This window comes from Cohnella hashimotonis, assembly GCF_030014955.1.
Lineage (GTDB): Bacteria > Bacillota > Bacilli > Paenibacillales > Paenibacillaceae > Cohnella > Cohnella hashimotonis.
The window spans coordinates 2,598,437-2,616,251 of record NZ_JAGRPV010000001.1; the positions used below are offsets into that span (position 1 = coordinate 2,598,437).

Here is a 17,815-nt window from a genome sequence, read left to right on the forward strand (position 1 = left end):
AAAATTTAGTTATATTAGGTGAAATATTCGATTTTAGCGTTCGGGAAAGCTTCGAAGATACGTTCCGTAATAAACATTCGCAGCGCATCGGCTTGCTCGTCGGGATAAACGTATTTGTTTTGGCCCCAGCGGCCCCACTTTTTTTTACGTTTTGCCTCGTCCATCTCAAGCTTGGTTTTCGGATAACGCTTTTGGATAATCGTCTTTGCCGTCTTGGTGAAGCGATGCTGAATCAGCTCGAAGGTCAGGTCGCGTCCCGCCTCCGGAGGAAGCTCGGCTGCCAGACGTTTGAGGAGTTCGGCGTAGCCGTTTTCCCAGCCGTCGAACCAGATGATGGGAGCGATAATGAAGCCGAGCGGATATCCGGCTCTTGCAATCTTGCCGGCCGCTTCGATACGTTCGGCGAATCGCGACGTTGCAGGCTCGAAGCTGCGGATCACATAATCGGCATTGACGCTGAAGCGCACGCGCGTATGGCCGCCATGCGCGATGCCGAGCAGCGAGTCGACGTGGTGGAACTTGGAGACGAACCGCAATCTCCCAAGCGGCTGTTTCGCCATAAAAGCGATGGTCTCCGCCAGCGATCCGGTAATGTGCTCAAGGCCGAGCGGATCCGACGTACAGGCCGCTTCGAACCGGGTGATCTCGGGACTGCGTTCGTCGATGTAGTTTTTTGCCGCCCCAAGAATGTCGTCGATATTGACGTACACGCGAACATAGGGCTTCGCGCCGAGCGTCGTTTGGAGATAACAATAATGGCAATGTCCCATGCATCCCGTGGCCAGCGGGATCGCATACTCGGCGGAAGGTTTGGAAGTATCGAACTTCAGCGTCTTGCGCAGACCGACGACAAGCGTTCTTTTCGCAATTTTATACTGCTCGGTCTCCGTCTCTCCGGGCAAATTCGTAATACGGTTATGCGAAGTGGTCATTTTGTGCGGAATGCCTTCGCGAAGCGCCCAGTCGCGTATGCGAATGCCCATCGGATAATGAAGCGCTTCGGGCTCAAAATAGATGAGCTCAGGAACAAATGGCTTGGTCGCAATAGCTTTGCGAGGTTTTTCAGTCATACCGATACTCATGCGTGCGCTCGCCTCCTTTGAATCCGTAGTATGCTACGGCCGAAGGCCGCAGACACGGGTTAACTTCTGGATCGGATTCCGGCAGGGAATCGGCTGCGGCTTGCCCTTGCCGGTCGAGCGTTGTATGATACAAAGAGTTATTAACCGTCGGGAAAGGGGACAGTTCGGTGCCGACGCCAAGCATGGAAGATTATCTCGAACGCATCTACAGACTGATCGACGAGAAAGGATACGCCCGCGTATCCGACATCGCCGAAGGACTGGAAGTGCACCCCTCGTCCGTGACCAAGATGATTCAGAAGCTGGACAAGGATCAATATTTAATTTACGAGAAGTACCGGGGACTTATCCTCACGAGCAAAGGGAAAAAAATCGGAAAGCGGCTCGTCGACCGGCATCATTTGCTCGAATCGTTCTTGAGCGTGATCGGCGTGCAGCATGAAAATATTTACCGCGACGTAGAAGGAATCGAGCACCATCTGAGTTGGGACTCCATCACCTGCATCGAGACGCTGGTTGAATATTTTAACCGCGACGATGCGCGAAGAGCGGAATTGATGCGCATTCGCGCCGAATTGGATACGGAATGAACCTGAGAGGGCGCGGCGGCGTCCTCTTTTGTTTTGCGCGAAGGAGAAAGGAAGGGGGTTCCCTCGGTCTGCATTTTCGTAACCCCGCATAAGCTTGCTGTAGCGGGCTTATAGCGGACGGAGGCAGGCTCATGCACTTAAAAATGATCAATGCGGTATTCGAAGGCGGCGGAGTCAAAGGAATCTCGCTCGCCGGCGCGGTGAAGGCGGCCGAATTGAACGGCTACGGTTTTAACCAGGTGGCCGGGACCTCGGCGGGAAGCATCGTAGCGGCGCTGATCGCCGCGGGTTACAATGCGTCCGAGATGAAAATGATCATCGACGGTACGCCTTTCTCCGCTTTTTTGAAGAGGGCCCCGATCTTTAATGTCAAGCTGATCGGACCCGCGGCGCGTCTCTTGATGTTCAAGGGGCTGTACAGCGGAGACGCGCTCGAAGAATGGGCCGAAAAACTGCTGGCGGCTCGCGGAATCCGGACGTTCGCGGACTTGCCTCCGGGACGCTTGCGCATCGTCGCATCGGACATCACGAACGGTAAAATACTGGTTTTACCCGATGACATCGCAGATTACGGGGTGGATCCGCGCGATCTGGGCGTGGCGCAGGCGATACGCATGAGCGTCAGCATCCCTTACTTTTTTGATCCCGTCATCGTGCGCAGCGCCCACGCCTATCGTCCGTTCAAGCGCGCCAAGCGACACGGCAAACTTTTGATCGGTCACGGCTCCTATGTCGTTGACGGCGGGCTGCTCAGCAATTTTCCGCTCTGGCTGTTCGAGGAGCCGGAGGCGAAGGGGCCGTTGCTGCCCGTGGTCGGCTTTCAAATGGTGGGAAGACCGAATCCGAAGGGCCATCGGATCAGCGGACCGTTCACGATGTTTTACGCCATGTTCGAAACGATGCTAAGCGCTCACGACGAACGGTACATCGAGAAAAACAACCGCGTCCGTACGATCAAAATTCCTACGCTCGGCGTAAGAACGACGGATTTTCATTTGTCCGAGGCGCAAAGCGAAAGTTTGTATCAATCCGGGCTGCAGGCTGGAAGCGAGTTTTTTCATTTGTTCGACTATCGGACGGGAATGTGCCCGCCGGACCTGCCGACTACGCATCCGCATTCGCAGACCGGAACGGGCTCGCCCAAGATTAAGTTCGGCTATGTCAAGCCGGCCGAGCGGCCAAATAAAAAGGATTGAGGCGGAAGGCCTCAATCCTTTTTATTGTGAATCCGTTCGTTAGTGGTAGGTCGGCGGCTCGTCGTCGCGGCCTTTGCTGCCTTCGATGACGCGGAAGGGCGAGGGGCTGCGCCGCGTTTTGGCCGTGGTATCTCTGGCTTGCTGGCGCTTCTTGCTCTGCGCCGCCGCACGCTGGTAGTCCGAGCGGGCAGAACCGCCGCGGTTCCAGCGGGCCGGCGGAAATTTGTATAAAAGCCAGACGATCGCGATGAGCACAACGGGAACGATAAGCGTCTGTCCGCCGTTCAAGATGCTGGTCGCGATTCCGATGGCGACCAGCGCCAGGAACACGACAAACCAAGTTGGCATTCGATTGCGTTTGCGCATTGGTGTCCCTCCCGTTGAATTAGAATTATACGGGCCGAATCTCGCGGTCGAGCTCTCGCATGCGATTGAACGAAGCGATGGATACGGCTACCTGATCGTCGTTCGGTTCTTTGGTCGTGAGCAGTTGAAGCCAAAGGCCGGGATACCCGAGCACGCGCAGTCCCGGAATATCGCGCGCCGCGTTCGTCCAGCGAAGCACCTCGTACGAGATGCCGATGACGACGGGCAGCAGAGCGATCCGGATCCAGATGCGCTCCCAGATCGTATCCCAGTGGAAGATCGGGAACGAATAGAGAACAACGCCGACGATGACCGTGAAAACAAGGAAGCTGCTCCCGCAGCGGTAATGAAGGCGCGTAAAACGCTGCACGTTTTCGACCGTGAGATCGACGCCCGCTTCATAAGCGCTGATCACCTTGTGCTCGGCGCCGTGGTACTGGAACAGGCGCTTGATCAAAGGCGTCTTGGAGATGAACCAAAGGTAAAAGAGCAATAATGCGATCTTGATGACGCCTTCCAACAGGTTATGCAGGATCATGCTGCTAAATACGCTAGAGAACAGAAACTGTTCGAGCAGCGCGGGCACGGTCGTGAACACCAGCTTGCCGAAGACGAACGACAGGACGCCTACGACCGCCACGCCCAGCACCATGGAAAGGCTCCATTTTTCTTTTTCCTTCGGCTTCTCGGCCGCCTCCGGCTGCGTCTCGTCCTCGGCGTAGGCTTCGGCAGAGAAGTTCAAGTGCTGTGAGCCTTTGGCCGAAGATTCGACGATGCCGACGATGCCCCGGATAAAAGGTATCCGCTTCAGCACCGCGAGCGCCCGGCTCTGCTGCTGCTTGCGGGGAACTTCAAAAAAAGCGATCTCTTGATTCTTGCGCCGCACCGCGGTCACGTGGACATTCCGTCCGGCGAACATGACGCCTTCAATCACGGCTTGTCCTCCGTATATGGAGGTCGGTTGTTCTGCCAAACCATTCACCATCTCTCGCTGAATCCTTGAAGCGCCAGGCTTCGAGTATGTTCCTATTTTACAGGATAAGGGCTTGCAATGCCACATGATCCGGCTGTCCGAAAGACTAATGCGCTTGAAGGAAGCCCATACTATGCCGGACACGCGGAAGTCCCGAAAGGATGGTAGGAATATCATGGAACAATCGCAAAACAAGAGCAAGGGAACAGGCCGTACGAAGCATCCCGCCGTCTATTGCCTGACGCTTGGATTATTTGCCGGCTTGATCTGGGGGCTGCTGCGCTGGCTTACGGTCGCAATGAATTTGACCAAGGTGCCGCAGGCTTTTTTAGCCGACCCGTTCATCAAGCGGGAACGGCTGGATACGGTCGCATGGCATTGCGTCGGTCTGGCGCTGTTTGTCGTCATGTCCATATTGGCCGCTTATTTATACTGGTTGATCCTCGGCAAGCTTAAAGGGCCCTGGCCGGGATTATTATTCGGCGCTGCCTGGTGGGGGCTATTGTTTTTATGGATCGGGCCAATGACGGGCGCCGTGCCGGCATTCAAGGAGATCGGCCTGGGCAGCATCTTTACGGAATGCTCCATTTATTTGCTATGGGGACTTTTCATCGGCTATTCGTTTGCCTTCGAATTCCACAAGGAGTCCGCGCGCGAGCCGAAAAGCCCGAATGGCGATCAGGCCGGCCGCTCCGGCGATCCGCAGCCCGCTTGATCGGCGCTTGCAACGGGGCAGCATATAGCACCGCATCGGGCCGTTATGATACAATGACTGATGAATTTATCGCTGAAAATCAAGGAAGGAGTGCCGGACTTGCCCAGTATCTTGGTTCTGAACGGGCCGAACCTGAATATGCTCGGCGTGAGGGAGCCGGGGGTTTACGGCACCGCCACGCTCGCCGACATCGAGCGAAGCCTGAGGGAGACGGCCGATCGCGAAGGGGCTTCTCTTTCCTTTTACCAATCGAATCATGAGGGCGGATTGCTCGACGAGATGCACGCAGCCTACGGGCGGCACGACGGCATCCTGATCAATCCGGGCGCCTATACGCACACGAGCATCGCGCTTCGCGACGGCATCGCGTCCGTCGGACTTCCCGTCGTCGAGGTGCATTTGTCGAACATACATAAGCGCGAGTCTTTCAGGCACACGTCGATGCTTGCGCCGTTATGCGTGGGCCAGATCGCCGGCTTCGGCGCTTACGGCTACGAGCTCGGCCTGCTCGCGCTTTTGCGGCATCTGCGGTAGTCGGATCGTCCGTAATCCGTAAACGGTAAAGAAGGAGATGCGAGAGAATGAGCGAAGCTAGAATCGCAAAATTAAGAGGCGAGATGGCGTTGCTTGGCGTCGATGCCATTTTGGTGACCAGCGGACATAACCGGCGGTACCTGACGGGATTCACCGGCACAGCTGGCGTCGTGCTGATTACGGCGTCGGACGCAGTACTGCTCACGGACTTCCGCTATACCGAGCAAGCGAGCGCCCAAGCGGAGGGCGTCGAAGTCGCGGAGCATCCGCCGACAGGTTATTACGAACGGGTTGCGGAGCGACTGCGGAGCGCCGGCGCACTGCGCCTGTTATTCGAGGACAACACGGTCAGCTACGCGGCATACGCACAGCTCAAGGACCGGCTGGCGCCTGTAGAGCTTGTGCCCGCGGGCAAGGTGCTCGAGAAGCTTCGGGCAGTGAAGGACGCCGCTGAGCTTGCCGTCATCCGGGAAGCCGCCGACGTAGCGGACAGGACCTTCGCTCATATACTGAGCTTTCTAAAGCCGGGCGCCAAGGAATCCGACATCGCCTTGGAAATGGAGTTCTATATGAGGAAACTGGGCGCCTCGGGCACGTCGTTCGACACGATCGTCGCTTCGGGCGAGCGCTCTGCCATGCCGCACGGGGTGGCGAGCGACCGGATCATCGGCGCAGGCGAATTCGTCACGCTTGATTTTGGCGCATACTACAAAGGCTACTGCTCGGACTTGACCCGCACGGTCGTCGTCGGACCGGCGACGGATCGTCACCGGGAGATTTACGGCATCGTGCTCGAAGCCCAGCTGCACGCGCTCGCGCATCTGAAGCCGGGAATGACCGGCCGTGAAGGCGATGCCTTGACGAGAGATATCATCACGCGGTATGGTTATGGAGATCAATACGGCCATAGCACCGGTCACGGGATCGGGCTCGAGATTCACGAGGAGCCGCGGCTCAGCTATTCGGCGCCGGATACGATTTTACTCCCGGGTCATGTCGTCACGGTCGAACCGGGTATTTACGTACCGGGCTTCGGCGGCGTACGGATCGAAGACGACGTCGTTCTGACGGATGACGGGATTAAAATACTTACGCGTTCCCCGAAGGAACTGATCGTTCTGGAATAGGGAGCCACGTTCCTACAGGAGGGAATTTAGCAGTGATTTCCGTTAACGATTTTAAGACAGGCCTTACCATTGAAGTGGACAACGATCTGTGCACCGTTATCGACTTCCAGCACGTCAAGCCGGGCAAGGGAGCAGCGTTCGTTCGCTCCAAGCTCAAGAACCTGCGCAACGGCAACGTGATCGAGAAAACGTTCCGCGCCGGCGAGAACGTCGTCCGCGCCCATATCGAAAACCGCGCCGTACAGTATCTGTACAACTCCGGCAGCGAGTATACGTTCATGGACAACGAGACTTACGACCAGTTCAACCTTGACAAGAAGCAGCTCGAGTGGGAAGTCAATTTCCTGAAGGAAAACATGACGGTCAACATTACCAGCTACCAGGGCGAGATTCTCGGCATCAACCTGCCGAACAACGTCGACCTTAAGGTCGTCGAGACCGAGCCTGGCATCAAGGGTAATACGGCGACCGGCGCAACCAAGAACGCGAAGCTTGAGACGGGCCTTAACGTTCAAGTGCCGCTCTTTATTAACGAAGGCGACGTGCTGCTCATCAACACCACCGAAGGCAAGTACATCTCCCGCGCTTAAGCTTCGACAAAAATCCTCCTCGTCCTTATTAAGGACTGGAGGATTTTTTTTTCGTTTCTGGGCCGTCGGCCTTATGCTATAATATATTGCTGTATGCACAGTGTAGATGAGGAGTGGAACCGCTTTGTCCTTATTCGTGATGAAATTCGGCGGCAGTTCGGTCGGGACCACGGAGCGGATGCAGCGCGTGGCCCGGCGGATTATCGACAAAAAGCTGCAGGGCCATCGCGTCGTCGTCGTTGTGTCCGCCATGGGCGATACGACCGACGATCTGATCGACAAGTCCAAGGAATTAACCGACAATCCCCCGGCACGGGAGATGGATATGCTGCTCACGACCGGCGAGCAGATCTCGGTCGCGCTGCTCGCGATGACTATTCATAAGCTCGGCCATGAAGCCAGATCGTTTACAGGCTGGCAAGCCGGCATCGTAACTGAATCGGTGCACGGAAAAGCAAGGATATCCGAGATTACGCCGACTCGTCTGCATGCTGCGCTGGACGCAGGCGCGATCGCGATCGTCGCGGGCTTCCAGGGCATGACGGAAGACGGAGAGATCACGACGCTCGGTCGCGGCGGCTCCGATACGACGGCTGTGGCGCTTGCGGCAGCGATCCGAGCCGACGTGTGCGAGATTTATACCGACGTGGACGGCATCTATTCTACCGATCCTCGCGTCGTTGCGAACGCCCGCAAGCTTGACGTCATCTCGTACGACGAGATGCTTGAGCTTGCCCATCTCGGCGCGGCGGTGCTGCACCCTCGCGCGGTCGAATATGCGAAGCACTACAACGTTCATCTTGTGGTGCGTTCGAGCTTTAACCAGAATGAAGGAACGCTCGTGAGGGAGGAAGCGGCAATGGAACAAGGCGTCGTCGTCAGCGGCATCGCTTTTGATAAAAATGTAGCCCGTATCAGCATCGTAGGCGTGGCCGATATCCCTGGCGTATTGGCAAAAATTTTCGGCGCGCTGGCGGACGAGTCGATCGATGTCGACATCATCGTGCAAAGCGGCATTTCAAACGGCAAGGCGGACTTTTCGTTTACCGTATCCTTGGCTGACCGGGCACGTGCGCTCGGCGTCATCGAACGCGTGCGCGAGGAGGTTCCTTACGACGAAGCGACCTTCGAGGAAAACCTTGTCAAGGTATCCATCGTCGGCGCGGGCATGGTGTCGAATCCTGGCGTGGCCGCCAAGATGTTCGACGTTATTTCGAAAACGGGCGTCAGTATCAAAATGGTAAGCACGTCCGAGATCAAATGCTCTTGCGTCATCGCGGCCGAGCCGCTGAACGAAGTCGTGCGCGCGCTTCATACGGCGTACGGACTCGACACGGCGGACGCGGCGTTCGTTGGCGGCCCTCAGGACCGTCGCTGATCTGTCAAGATCTTTTTAGCAATTTAAGTTCGTATTGGATATTTCTAGCGTCTTTGCTAAGCTTGCTTTAGCAAAGGTCCCTGCCTCCTTCCGACCCTATGGAGGTTATACCTGTCGAATTACAAGCTGTATTTGTCGTCGGCGGTATTATCTATCCAAGGAGGAAGCAACAATGAGCGAACAAGTATTGGACGCAATTTTGGTAGAGTTGAAGGGAATGTCGCAACGGTTTGACGGCATCGACAGGCGTCTGGACGGGATGGATCGACGATTCGATGTCATCGACCAGCGTCTGGACGGGATGGATCGACGATTCGATGTCATCGACCAGCGTCTGGACGGGATGGATCGACGATTCGATGCCATCGACCAGCGTCTGGACGGGATGGATCGGCGTTTGGACGGTATGGACAGTCGTTTTGACGGGATCGACAGGCGCTTGGATGGCCTGGAGACGACGCTGAATCAAGTGGCTACCGCCGTCATGGATACGAACGAACGGTTAACGAAGGTGATGGACGTTCAGGAGGAGCACGCGATTGCGCTCGATTCGCTGCAGACCGAACAGTCCAGGCAAGGCAAAGCGATCGAAGCGCTCGCCTTCCGGGTGCTTGAGCACGATACGGAGATCAGAGCGTTGAAGCGAGCGAGATAGCGGCAAGACAGACAGGCCTGTCCGGTAACGGACGGGTCTTTTTTTGTTTTTCTGAAAGTAATAAACGTTACGGTAAAGGCGATCGGGAAAAAGCTTCCTTTCAAGGTTTTGTTTCGATTTCAAATGAATCTCTCATTTTTTGCATAGATAGGCAAGTTGTCCGAGTTCGCCGCATAGCGTATACCACGGACATGAATCGTAGTAGCGAAAGGAGGTGAGAGCGGCTTGGATAAATCCGTATTCAGCATGGCGCTGCTCCGGATTTTGTCCGGGAGCATCGAATTGACTGCCGCGCTGGTCATGCTGAAGCTGAACGACGTCACCAAGGCGCTAAGCGTGAACGCGATGCTGGCGCTTGTCGGACCGCTGATTCTAATCTCTACGACGACGATCGGCCTTGTCGGCATGTCGGACAAGCTTTCTCCCGTCAAGTTGGTCTGGATAGGCGCGGGAGTCGCCTGCCTGCTGATCGGTATTCTCAAAAAATAATCGCGGCGGGACACCCAATCTAGCAAGGGAAAAAGAGATTTCCCAAGCATAAAAGAGAAGTGTCCAAGCATATGAATGGAAGAGCGAAGGACAACTTGCTTGCGCCGAAAAGGGGGAGGACGCTTGTCGCTGCCGTTGCTGGAACTGTTCCCTGCCGGTCTGCGGGGGAGGTTGGAAAGGCTGCCGGAATCGGTGCTGCTGTCGCTTGAAGAAATTCGCGTCAGAGAGGGAAGACCGCTGGAGATCGGCTTTGGAGGCGGCTTCGCATTCATATGCCCGCAAGGGGAGACCACGTCGGACAGCGCCGCAGCCTACCGCCCGACCCGTGATGACTGCAGGGCTTTGCTGGAACGAGTGACCAATCATTCGTTATACGCAGTGGAAGAAGAGCTCAGGCGAGGCTATGTAACCGTCGCGGGCGGCCACCGCATCGGCCTGGCAGGCCGCACGGTGCTCGAGGGCGGACATGTGCGCCACCTGCGGGACGTGGCAAGCTTCAATATCCGGATCGCGAGAGCGCGAGCCGGCTGCGCGGCGAGCCTGCTCCCCGAGCTGCTGGATCCGGTCGCGCGCACCGTCAAGCACACGTTGATCGTCTCCGCGCCTCAGCAGGGCAAGACCACGCTGCTTCGGGATTTGGCCCGATCGATCAGCGCCGGGCAGTGGTATCACCCCCAGGCATTGCGCTGGGGAGGCCGCAAGGTCGGCGTCGTGGACGAGCGCTCGGAGATTGCGGCTTGCGACCGCGGCGTGCCCGCCTTCGACCTCGGTCCGCGAACCGACGTGCTCGATGCCTGTCCAAAGGCCGAGGGACTTATGATGCTCGTGCGCTCCATGTCGCCGGAAGTCGTCGTAGCCGACGAGATCGGCCGTCCGGAGGACGCGTACGCGCTCAAGGAAGCGCTGCATGCGGGCGTACGCGTCGTCGCAACGGCGCATGCGCTCGACCTGCGCGACGTATTCGCCAGACCCGTACTGGCCGAGCTTGCAGCCGAAGGCATGTTCGGCGCCTATGTCCTGCTCTCCCGCTCGGGCGGCACAGTCAGACATCGCGTCGTAGCCGCCGAAGAAGCCGAAGCGGAGGCGCGCAAGTCCGCCGGTTGCCGGTCCGTGCCGGTCATCCGGTCGCCGAACGGAGACGGGGTGCGCCATGCTTAAGCTGGCAGGCGCAGCGCTCATTCTGTTCGCGGGCACGATGATCGGCTTCATGCAGGCTGCAAAGTTCGCGCAGCGGCCCAGGCAGATCCGGCAGCTGCTCCATGCGCTCCAGCGGCTGGAGACGGAGATCGGATACGGCCAGACGCCGCTGCCGGAGGCGCTCGCCCGGATCGCGGCCGCGCTCGCGGCGCCCGTGTCGGCACTGTTTGCGGAGGCGTCCCTCCGGCTTGCCTCGGGAACCGGCGAGACGGTGTCGGAATGTTGGGAGCGGGCCTTCAAGGCAGGCTGGCCGGCCACATCAATGCGCCCGCCCGAGCGGGATACGATGCTCAGGCTCGGAGAGACGCTTGGCGCGAGCGGCGCGGAGGACCAGCTCAAGCACCTGAAGCTGGCGATGCATCAACTGCAGGCCGAAGAACAGGCGGCACGCGAAGACCAGCAGAGATACGAGAAGCTGTGCCGTAGTCTGGGAGTGCTCACGGCCGCCCTGGTCGTCATTCTCATGATGTAGTAGGGGGCCGTATTCATGAATATCGACGTGAGCACGATTTTCCAGATAGCGGGCATCGGAATCATCGTCGCGATGATTCATACCGTGCTCAAGCAAATGAACAAGGAAGACATGGCGCACTGGGTTACGGTAATCGGGTTCGTTGTCGTGCTGTTTATGGTCGTCCGGCTGCTGAACGATCTGTTCCAGGAGATCAAGACGATCTTCCTGTTCCAGTAGGCGGCCGCCTATGGACATCCTGCAGATCGTCGGCATCGGACTGCTGACCGCCATTTTGATTCTCGTCATCCGCGAACAGAAGCCGATGTTCGCATTTCTGCTGGCCACCTTTTTCGGGATCGCCATATTCCTCGCGCTCATCGGCAAGATCGGCGGCGTCGTCTCGATGATCGAGGAATTGGCCGACCGCTCCGGCATCCAGTCCGTTTACCTCAAGACGATGCTCAAGATCATCGGCATCGCCTACATTGCCGAGTTTGGCGCCCAGATCGTCCGCGACGCGGGACTCGACAGCATCGCCTCCAAGATCGAGTTCGCCGGGAAAATGCTGATTCTCGTCATGGCGGTGCCGATCATCAGCATCATCATCGAGACGGTGCTCGGACTGTTGCCGGCGGGGGGAGGGGCTTAAGAATGAGTCGTTCGGGTTTGCTCGAGCGCCGGACCGGCTGGGTCCCGTTCGTCCTGCTCATGTGCGCCATGCTGCTGTCGTTCTGGCCGCGGCCGGCCGCTGCCTCTGCCGCGCAGGACATCCGCCAAGCCGCCGCAGGAGCGCCACGCTTGGACGCCCTCGCAGCGCCGGACGAAGACGTCACATCCGGCACAGACGGCACAGACGGCACAAACGGCATAGGCGGAGCCGATCCCCGTGCGCTGTCCGACGAGCTCGCGGAGTCGCAGACCGAGGATCTTAGCTTGGGACAGATCGAGCAATTCTGGAACAAGCTAAAAAACGACTACGGCGGTTTTTTCCCGGAAGGCGAAGCGCCGACGCTGAGGGAGCTCATGTTTCCGAAGGAAGGCGAGGGCTGGAGCGTCAAGGATGTACTGCTCGCCCTGGCGCGGTTTTTCCTTCACGAGGTGCTGTACAGCGGCAAACTGATCGTCACGATTGTTTTGCTGGCCATTTTCACGATGCTCCTGGAGACGATGCAAAGCGCATTTGAACGCCAGGCCGTCAGCCAGGTTGCCTATGCCATCGCGTACATGGTGCTGCTCATCATCGCCGTGAACAGCTTCAGGACGGGAGCCGGCTACGCGGCGGACGCAATCGCGGGCATGGTGCAGTTCATGCTCGCGATGGTGCCGCTGCTGCTCACCTTGCTCGCGAGCACGGGAGGCGTGACGACAGTAGCCGTCCTGCATCCGGTTATCGTATTTATGGTCCACACGATCGGCACCGTCATTCATCTCGTCGTGTTTCCGCTTTTGTTTTTCTCGGCGGTCCTGCATCTGGCCAGCACGGTATCGGAGCGGTTCAAGGTCACGCAGCTCGCCAACCTGCTCCGAACGGCGGCCGTCGGTCTTCTCGGCGCGATGCTGACCTTGTTTCTCGGCGTGCTGTCCATCCAGGGCGCTACGGGCGCGATCGCGGACGGCGTCGCGCTTCGGACGGCGAAGTTCGTCACGGGAAACTTCGTGCCGGTCGTCGGCCGCATGTTCTCGGACGCGGCGGATACCGTACTGTCGGCTAGTCTCCTGGTGAAAAACGCGGTTGGTCTCGCCGGTGTAGTCATCCTGATTTTTCTGTGTGCCTTCCCGGCGGTCAAGATTCTGACGCTTGCTCTGATCTATCGATTGTCCGCGGCTGTGCTCCAGCCGCTCGGCGACACGCCGATCGTGCAGTGCCTCCAGGTCATCGGCAAAACGCTGGTCTACGTCTTCGCCGCGCTCGCTTCGGTAGGACTGATGTTTTTTCTGGCCGTAACGATCGTACTGACGGCGGGCAATGCATCCATTCTGATGAGATGAGCCGGACGGCGGTAACGGAGAGGGGGCGGCTATCGTGATTGAAGCGCTTGGCGGCTGGCTTCGCCAGGTCGTGGCTGCCGTGCTTCTGGCTGCGCTGATCGACCTGCTGCTTCCGAACCGGACGATGCAGCGGTACGTGCGTCTCGTGGCGGGACTGTTCATCCTGCTGACGCTTGCCGGACCGCTGCTCACCTGGATCCAGGGAGACATCGACGTCAAGCTGGCTGCGGGAATCGAATGGGCGGAGCAGGAGCCTGAAAGCGGCGATAACGGAAGCCAGCTCCAGGCCATCATGGCCGAAGCCAAACGGATCGGAGCCGGAAGAGACGAGCAGGCCGCCAAGCTGGCCGTTTTCGGACTTGAGTCGCAAATTAAGGCCGCCGTGGAGCAGGAAGAGAGCGTCGGAGTCGAGTCGGTGGAGGTGCGGTCCCAGCCGGCTCCGGACGGAACGATCGCCGTGGATTCGGTAAAGGTTCGCCTTGCGACGCAGGAAACGGAAATCACGGCGGAGAGCGGCGAGCCGATCGCGGAGGTGGAGCCCGTCTCTCCGGTCGTCGTCGACATCGCGGTCGGCTCGGACACGGACGACCGTCGGGAGATTGAAGGCGATAGGGCGGTACCAGCGGCCGCGCAGACGGAAGAGAAGGCGGCGGACACCGGACGCGACGGCAGGATTGCGGCGCTCATCGCCGGACGGTTCGGTATCGGGACATCCAAGGTCGAAGTTATCGTGCCGGGCGGATGACAGGAGGGAGCGAGGATTATGGCCAAGTGGCTGCACAAGCTGGAGACTTATATCGGAGGCGGGCCCGGCGGACCCAAGCGGGTGAAGACGTTTCGCTGGCTCATCTTGATCGGGCTTGTCGGCGCCGCTCTCATTTTGGCCTCCTCGTTCATCAAGATGAAGCCCGTGACGCCCCCGAGCGGGGACGGCGCCGTGCAGCCGGGCGACGGAGACAAGCCGGCCCAGCAGGAGACGTTTCTCGGCACGGGAGAAGGCAAGGACGATCCTTTTGCCGAGATCGAGACGCAGCTCGATATCCGGTTGAAGGAAATGCTTGAGAAAATCGCTGGCGTCGGCACGACCGACGTCATGGTGACGGTCGATTCGACGGAGGAGACGGTCGTGCAGCTGAACGAAAAGAAAACGCAGCAAATCACCGACGAAACGGACAAAAACGGAGCCAAACGGCATATTACGGATGTAACGCAGGACGGGCAGGTCGTACTATACGAGGTGTCCGGCGGCAAAGCGCCCATCGTCGTTAAGAAAATCAAGCCTAGGCTAAGAGGCGTGCTGATCGTAGCGAAAGGCGCGGAGAGTCCGACGGTTCGCCGGATGATCTCGGAGGCTGTCGCATCCGGATTGGACGTACCCATCCATCGCGTATCGGTCATGCCGCGAACGGCAGAGTAAAGAAGATCCAGTCAAGTCCATTTCCCATTATGCAGGAGGTCAAAAACAAATGAACAACAAACGGCAAACGATCTGGCTCGTCTCGATGCTCTCCCTCATGGTCATCCTGTCCGCTTACTACCTGTTCACCGAAGATGTCACGCAGCCCGACCGCACGGCGCAGGAGCAGAAGCTCGGCACGGACGCGACTGGCGTGACCGGCTCGGCGCAGGACGACGGCATCGAGATTACGTCCGTCGACGGCGCCGGCGGTCTGAGCGACGATGGCGCGGCAGCGGCAAGCGGCGGCGACAAGTCCGCTTCAGTCGACGGCGGAACGGCGACAGGCAAGGAAGCGGCTGCGTCGCCGGACGCTTTGGCGGCGCCGAGCAAAGAGACGGCCGCATCACCGGGCGCCTCGGCGGGAACCGACAAGGCGACGTCGGCGTCGCCGGATGCGGGGAAGGACGGACAATCCGCGGGATCGCCCGCCGATAAGGAAGTGCTGAAGGGCATGAACAATCTTTCCGCGCGCGAACAGTTCGATCAAATCCAGCTCGAGCGCGAGCAAGCCGCGTCCAAGGCATACGAGGATTTGGATAAGATCGTAGCGGACAGCTCCAAGTCGCAAGAGGAAGCCGCCTCCGCGGTCGAAGAGCAAGGCCGCATCACGGCCACAGAAGAACGCATCGCAAGCCTGCAGGACAAACTCGTGTCCGACTACGAGAACGCGGTCGTCAAGCAAGAGGGCGGCAAGTTCGAGATCATCGTGCAGGCGGACGCGCTCGATTCGAAGCAGGCGGTCAAGATCGTCAAGCTCGCCACCAAAGAGCTGAGCGTTACGCCGGACGCCGTGTCCGTGCAGTTTATCCAGTAATCCGAAATGCGTGCGCCGGGCATACCGGCCAAGAGCCGGCCCGTCGGGCCGGCTCTTTCCATTTCTTTCGATTATGTTATAATGAGTCCGTTATGGGTACGTACAGGCTTTGCTATTCATACGGAAGACATGATCGGGCCGTACACAGGTTCAGTATGAACGGCGGCTTGCTTTAATTGCCCTTTGAACGAGGGCGGCGAGGCCGCTTGGATTTCATACGGCAAATGAGACAGCCAAGGAGCGTAGGGCGAATATGTTCAAACTTAGCGAAATCAAGGAATTAATCAAACTCGTGGATCAAACCTCCGTGCAGGAGCTCGAGATCGAAAACGAAGGCGCGAGGATCTCCATCCGCAAACCCGGACGCACGGAGGTCGTGAACGTGCAGACGGCTGCTTCGGTTCCTCATACATACGTACAGGCGGCCCCGGCTCCCGCAGCCGCAGCGCCTGCCGAAGCGCCGCAGCCAGCCGGCCGCGACCTGTCGGGCCTGCACCAGATCGTGTCGCCGATGGTCGGCACGTTCTATCGCGCGCCGTCTCCGGATGCGCCGTCGTTCGTGAACGAAGGCGACAAGGTCCATGACAAGACGGTCGTCTGCATTCTCGAAGCGATGAAGCTGATGAACCCTCTCGAAGCCGAAGTGAAGGGCGAGATCGTCGAAGTTCTGGCGCAGAACGGCCAGCTCGTCGAATTCGGGCAGCCGCTGTTCCTCGTCAAACCGGAATAACGCGCGCTATTTCCGGCCCCGTTCCCGGCGGCCGGAATTACGAAGGGGGACTTGTGCTTTGAACATCCATAAGATTCTGGTGGCCAACCGCGGCGAGATCGCCGTCCGCATCATCCGCGCTTGCCGCGAGCTGGGCATCTCCACGGTTGCCGTATATTCCGAAGGGGACCGCGAGTCCCTTCACCTGAAGCTTGCGGACGAGGCCTATTGCATCGGACCGATCGCTTCCAAGGACAGCTATCTCAATCTGACGAATATCATGAGCGTCGCCACGCTTACCGAATGCGACGCGATTCACCCGGGCTACGGGTTTCTTTCGGAAAACGCCGATTTCGCGGATATCTGCGAGACGTGCAATATTGTATTCATCGGACCTTCCGCAGAGGCGATCAGCCGGATGGGGGACAAGTCGGTCGCCAAGCAGACGATGAAGGACGCGGACGTACCGGTCATTCCGGGCTCCGACGGGCTCGTCGAAGATATCGACGAAGCCATCCGCGTCGCGCGGGAGATCGGTTATCCGGTCATTATCAAGGCGACCGCCGGCGGCGGCGGACGGGGCATTCGCCTCGCCGACGACGAAGAGATGCTCGTACGCGAGATCTCGACCGCGCAGCAAGAGGCGCAAAAGGCTTTCGGCAATTCCGGCGTGTATCTGGAGAAATATTTGACGGGCATGAAGCATGTCGAAATTCAGATCATTGCGGACAAGCACGGCAACGTCTGCCATCTCGGCGAACGCGATTGCTCCGTGCAGCGCCGCCGCCAGAAGCTCGTCGAGGAAGCGCCTTGCCCGGTCATGACGCCCGAGCTGCGAGAGCGCATGGGCCAGGCCGCCGTGCGAGCGGCGCGCGCCGTCGACTATTCCGGCGCCGGGACGATCGAGTTCCTGCTCGGGCCGGACGGCAACTTCTACTTTATGGAGATGAACACCCGGATCCAGGTCGAGCATCCCGTCACCGAGCTCATCACCGGCATCGATCTGATCAAAGAAATGATCTCTATCGCCGAAGGCCGCCCGCTCAGCTTCACGCAGGAAGAAGTTCGCTTCGACGGCTGGAGCATCGAGTGCCGCATTAATGCCGAGGATCCGGATCGCAATTTCATGCCTTCTCCGGGCCGAATCGGCTTCTACCTGCCGCCGGGCGGTCCCGGCGTGCGCGTAGACAGCGGCGCTTATCCAGGTTACATGATCTCCCCTCATTACGATTCAATGATCGCGAAGCTTATCGTCTGGGGTCCGACGCGCGAGGAAGCAATCGCAAGAGCCCGCAGGGCGCTCGGCGAGTTCATGATCGAAGGCGTCAAGACGACGATTCCTTTCCATTTGAAGCTTCTTAATCATCCGATTTTCAACAAAGGGACGTTCGATATCAAGTTCCTCGAGGAGCATGATGTGGACGCGCCTTACGGCGAAGAAGCCTAAAGCTTTTCGGGCCGCCGAAGACCGGGCGGGCGCGCTGCGCCCTCCTTTCGA

22 protein-coding genes are annotated in these 17,815 nt (G+C 58.6%); 19 read left to right on the forward strand and 3 right to left on the reverse strand.

Features of this window, described 5'->3' with window-relative positions:
* Window positions 1–14: 14 nt before the first annotated feature.
* On the reverse strand, window positions 15–1,082 hold the full coding sequence (gene splB / locus KB449_RS10210; protein ID WP_282908278.1) for a spore photoproduct lyase: 1,068 nt from the start codon (window positions 1,080–1,082) through the stop codon (window positions 15–17).
* A 167-nt stretch (window positions 1,083–1,249) separates the two neighbouring features.
* Between splB and mntR the strand changes: the two genes are divergently transcribed.
* Entirely contained in the window at window positions 1,250–1,672 is a 423-nt protein-coding gene (gene mntR / locus KB449_RS10215) for a transcriptional regulator MntR (RefSeq protein WP_217592633.1), read from the forward strand.
* 131 nt (window positions 1,673–1,803) lie between these two features.
* The gene (locus tag KB449_RS10220) at window positions 1,804–2,868 is read left to right on the forward strand and encodes a patatin-like phospholipase family protein (protein ID WP_282908279.1); all 1,065 of its coding nucleotides are present in this window, start codon (window positions 1,804–1,806) and stop codon (window positions 2,866–2,868) included.
* Window positions 2,869–2,907: 39 nt separating this feature from the next.
* Here KB449_RS10220 and KB449_RS10225 read toward each other — a convergent pair whose 3' ends face one another.
* Both KB449_RS10225 and KB449_RS10230 read right to left on the reverse strand, forming a co-directional pair.
* Window positions 2,908–3,234, reverse strand: a complete 327-nt coding sequence (locus tag KB449_RS10225; protein ID WP_282908280.1) for a hypothetical protein — start codon at window positions 3,232–3,234, stop codon at window positions 2,908–2,910.
* A 25-nt stretch (window positions 3,235–3,259) separates the two neighbouring features.
* Window positions 3,260–4,219 carry a DUF1385 domain-containing protein gene (locus KB449_RS10230; RefSeq protein ID WP_282908281.1) on the reverse strand — a complete coding sequence of 320 codons (960 nt, stop codon included), beginning with the start codon at window positions 4,217–4,219 and terminating at the stop codon, window positions 3,260–3,262.
* 163 nt (window positions 4,220–4,382) lie between these two features.
* Here KB449_RS10230 and KB449_RS10235 point away from each other — a divergent pair, with 163 nt between their 5' ends.
* The 17 genes from KB449_RS10235 (at window position 4,383) to accC (ending at window position 17,764) form a co-directional block, all read left to right on the forward strand.
* Complete coding sequence (locus tag KB449_RS10235; RefSeq protein WP_282908282.1) at window positions 4,383–4,922, forward strand: YqhR family membrane protein; 540 nt, start codon at window positions 4,383–4,385, stop codon at window positions 4,920–4,922.
* Window positions 4,923–5,021: 99 nt separating this feature from the next.
* On the forward strand, window positions 5,022–5,456 hold the full coding sequence (gene aroQ / locus KB449_RS10240; protein WP_282908283.1) for a type II 3-dehydroquinate dehydratase: 435 nt from the start codon (window positions 5,022–5,024) through the stop codon (window positions 5,454–5,456).
* Between the two features lie 47 nt (window positions 5,457–5,503).
* Entirely contained in the window at window positions 5,504–6,583 is a 1,080-nt protein-coding gene (locus KB449_RS10245; protein ID WP_282908284.1) for a M24 family metallopeptidase, read from the forward strand.
* A gap of 32 nt (window positions 6,584–6,615) precedes the next feature.
* Window positions 6,616–7,173 carry an elongation factor P gene (gene efp, locus KB449_RS10250; RefSeq protein ID WP_277537007.1) on the forward strand — a complete coding sequence of 186 codons (558 nt, stop codon included), beginning with the start codon at window positions 6,616–6,618 and terminating at the stop codon, window positions 7,171–7,173.
* A 124-nt stretch (window positions 7,174–7,297) separates the two neighbouring features.
* Complete coding sequence (locus tag KB449_RS10255; protein ID WP_282908285.1) at window positions 7,298–8,551, forward strand: aspartate kinase; 1,254 nt, start codon at window positions 7,298–7,300, stop codon at window positions 8,549–8,551.
* A 172-nt stretch (window positions 8,552–8,723) separates the two neighbouring features.
* Window positions 8,724–9,206 carry a hypothetical protein gene (locus tag KB449_RS10260; RefSeq protein WP_282908286.1) on the forward strand — a complete coding sequence of 161 codons (483 nt, stop codon included), beginning with the start codon at window positions 8,724–8,726 and terminating at the stop codon, window positions 9,204–9,206.
* A gap of 225 nt (window positions 9,207–9,431) precedes the next feature.
* A complete protein-coding gene (locus KB449_RS10265; RefSeq protein ID WP_378119216.1) occupies window positions 9,432–9,695 on the forward strand; it encodes a YqhV family protein in 264 nt (87 codons plus the stop codon).
* Window positions 9,696–9,818: 123 nt separating this feature from the next.
* Window positions 9,819–10,853, forward strand: a complete 1,035-nt coding sequence (gene spoIIIAA, locus KB449_RS10270) for a stage III sporulation protein AA (protein ID WP_282908287.1) — start codon at window positions 9,819–9,821, stop codon at window positions 10,851–10,853.
* Window positions 10,846–11,364, forward strand: a complete 519-nt coding sequence (spoIIIAB, locus tag KB449_RS10275) for a stage III sporulation protein SpoIIIAB (RefSeq protein WP_282908288.1) — start codon at window positions 10,846–10,848, stop codon at window positions 11,362–11,364. Before spoIIIAA ends, spoIIIAB begins: the two co-directional genes overlap by 8 nt.
* A gap of 15 nt (window positions 11,365–11,379) precedes the next feature.
* A complete protein-coding gene (gene spoIIIAC / locus KB449_RS10280) occupies window positions 11,380–11,583 on the forward strand; it encodes a stage III sporulation protein AC (protein WP_090113099.1) in 204 nt (67 codons plus the stop codon).
* 10 nt (window positions 11,584–11,593) lie between these two features.
* The gene (gene spoIIIAD, locus KB449_RS10285) at window positions 11,594–11,995 is read left to right on the forward strand and encodes a stage III sporulation protein AD (protein ID WP_282908289.1); all 402 of its coding nucleotides are present in this window, start codon (window positions 11,594–11,596) and stop codon (window positions 11,993–11,995) included.
* Between the two features lie 2 nt (window positions 11,996–11,997).
* Window positions 11,998–13,335 carry a stage III sporulation protein AE gene (gene spoIIIAE, locus KB449_RS10290; RefSeq protein WP_282908290.1) on the forward strand — a complete coding sequence of 446 codons (1,338 nt, stop codon included), beginning with the start codon at window positions 11,998–12,000 and terminating at the stop codon, window positions 13,333–13,335.
* A gap of 34 nt (window positions 13,336–13,369) precedes the next feature.
* On the forward strand, window positions 13,370–14,080 hold the full coding sequence (locus tag KB449_RS10295) for a stage III sporulation protein AF (RefSeq protein WP_282908291.1): 711 nt from the start codon (window positions 13,370–13,372) through the stop codon (window positions 14,078–14,080).
* Window positions 14,081–14,098: 18 nt separating this feature from the next.
* Complete coding sequence (gene spoIIIAG, locus KB449_RS10300) at window positions 14,099–14,752, forward strand: stage III sporulation protein AG (protein WP_282908292.1); 654 nt, start codon at window positions 14,099–14,101, stop codon at window positions 14,750–14,752.
* Between the two features lie 49 nt (window positions 14,753–14,801).
* The gene (locus KB449_RS10305) at window positions 14,802–15,608 is read left to right on the forward strand and encodes a SpoIIIAH-like family protein (RefSeq protein ID WP_282908293.1); all 807 of its coding nucleotides are present in this window, start codon (window positions 14,802–14,804) and stop codon (window positions 15,606–15,608) included.
* Between the two features lie 253 nt (window positions 15,609–15,861).
* The gene (gene accB, locus KB449_RS10310) at window positions 15,862–16,338 is read left to right on the forward strand and encodes an acetyl-CoA carboxylase biotin carboxyl carrier protein (RefSeq protein ID WP_282908294.1); all 477 of its coding nucleotides are present in this window, start codon (window positions 15,862–15,864) and stop codon (window positions 16,336–16,338) included.
* A gap of 58 nt (window positions 16,339–16,396) precedes the next feature.
* Entirely contained in the window at window positions 16,397–17,764 is a 1,368-nt protein-coding gene (accC, locus tag KB449_RS10315) for an acetyl-CoA carboxylase biotin carboxylase subunit (protein WP_282908295.1), read from the forward strand.
* The last annotated feature ends 51 nt before the right edge of the window (window positions 17,765–17,815 follow it).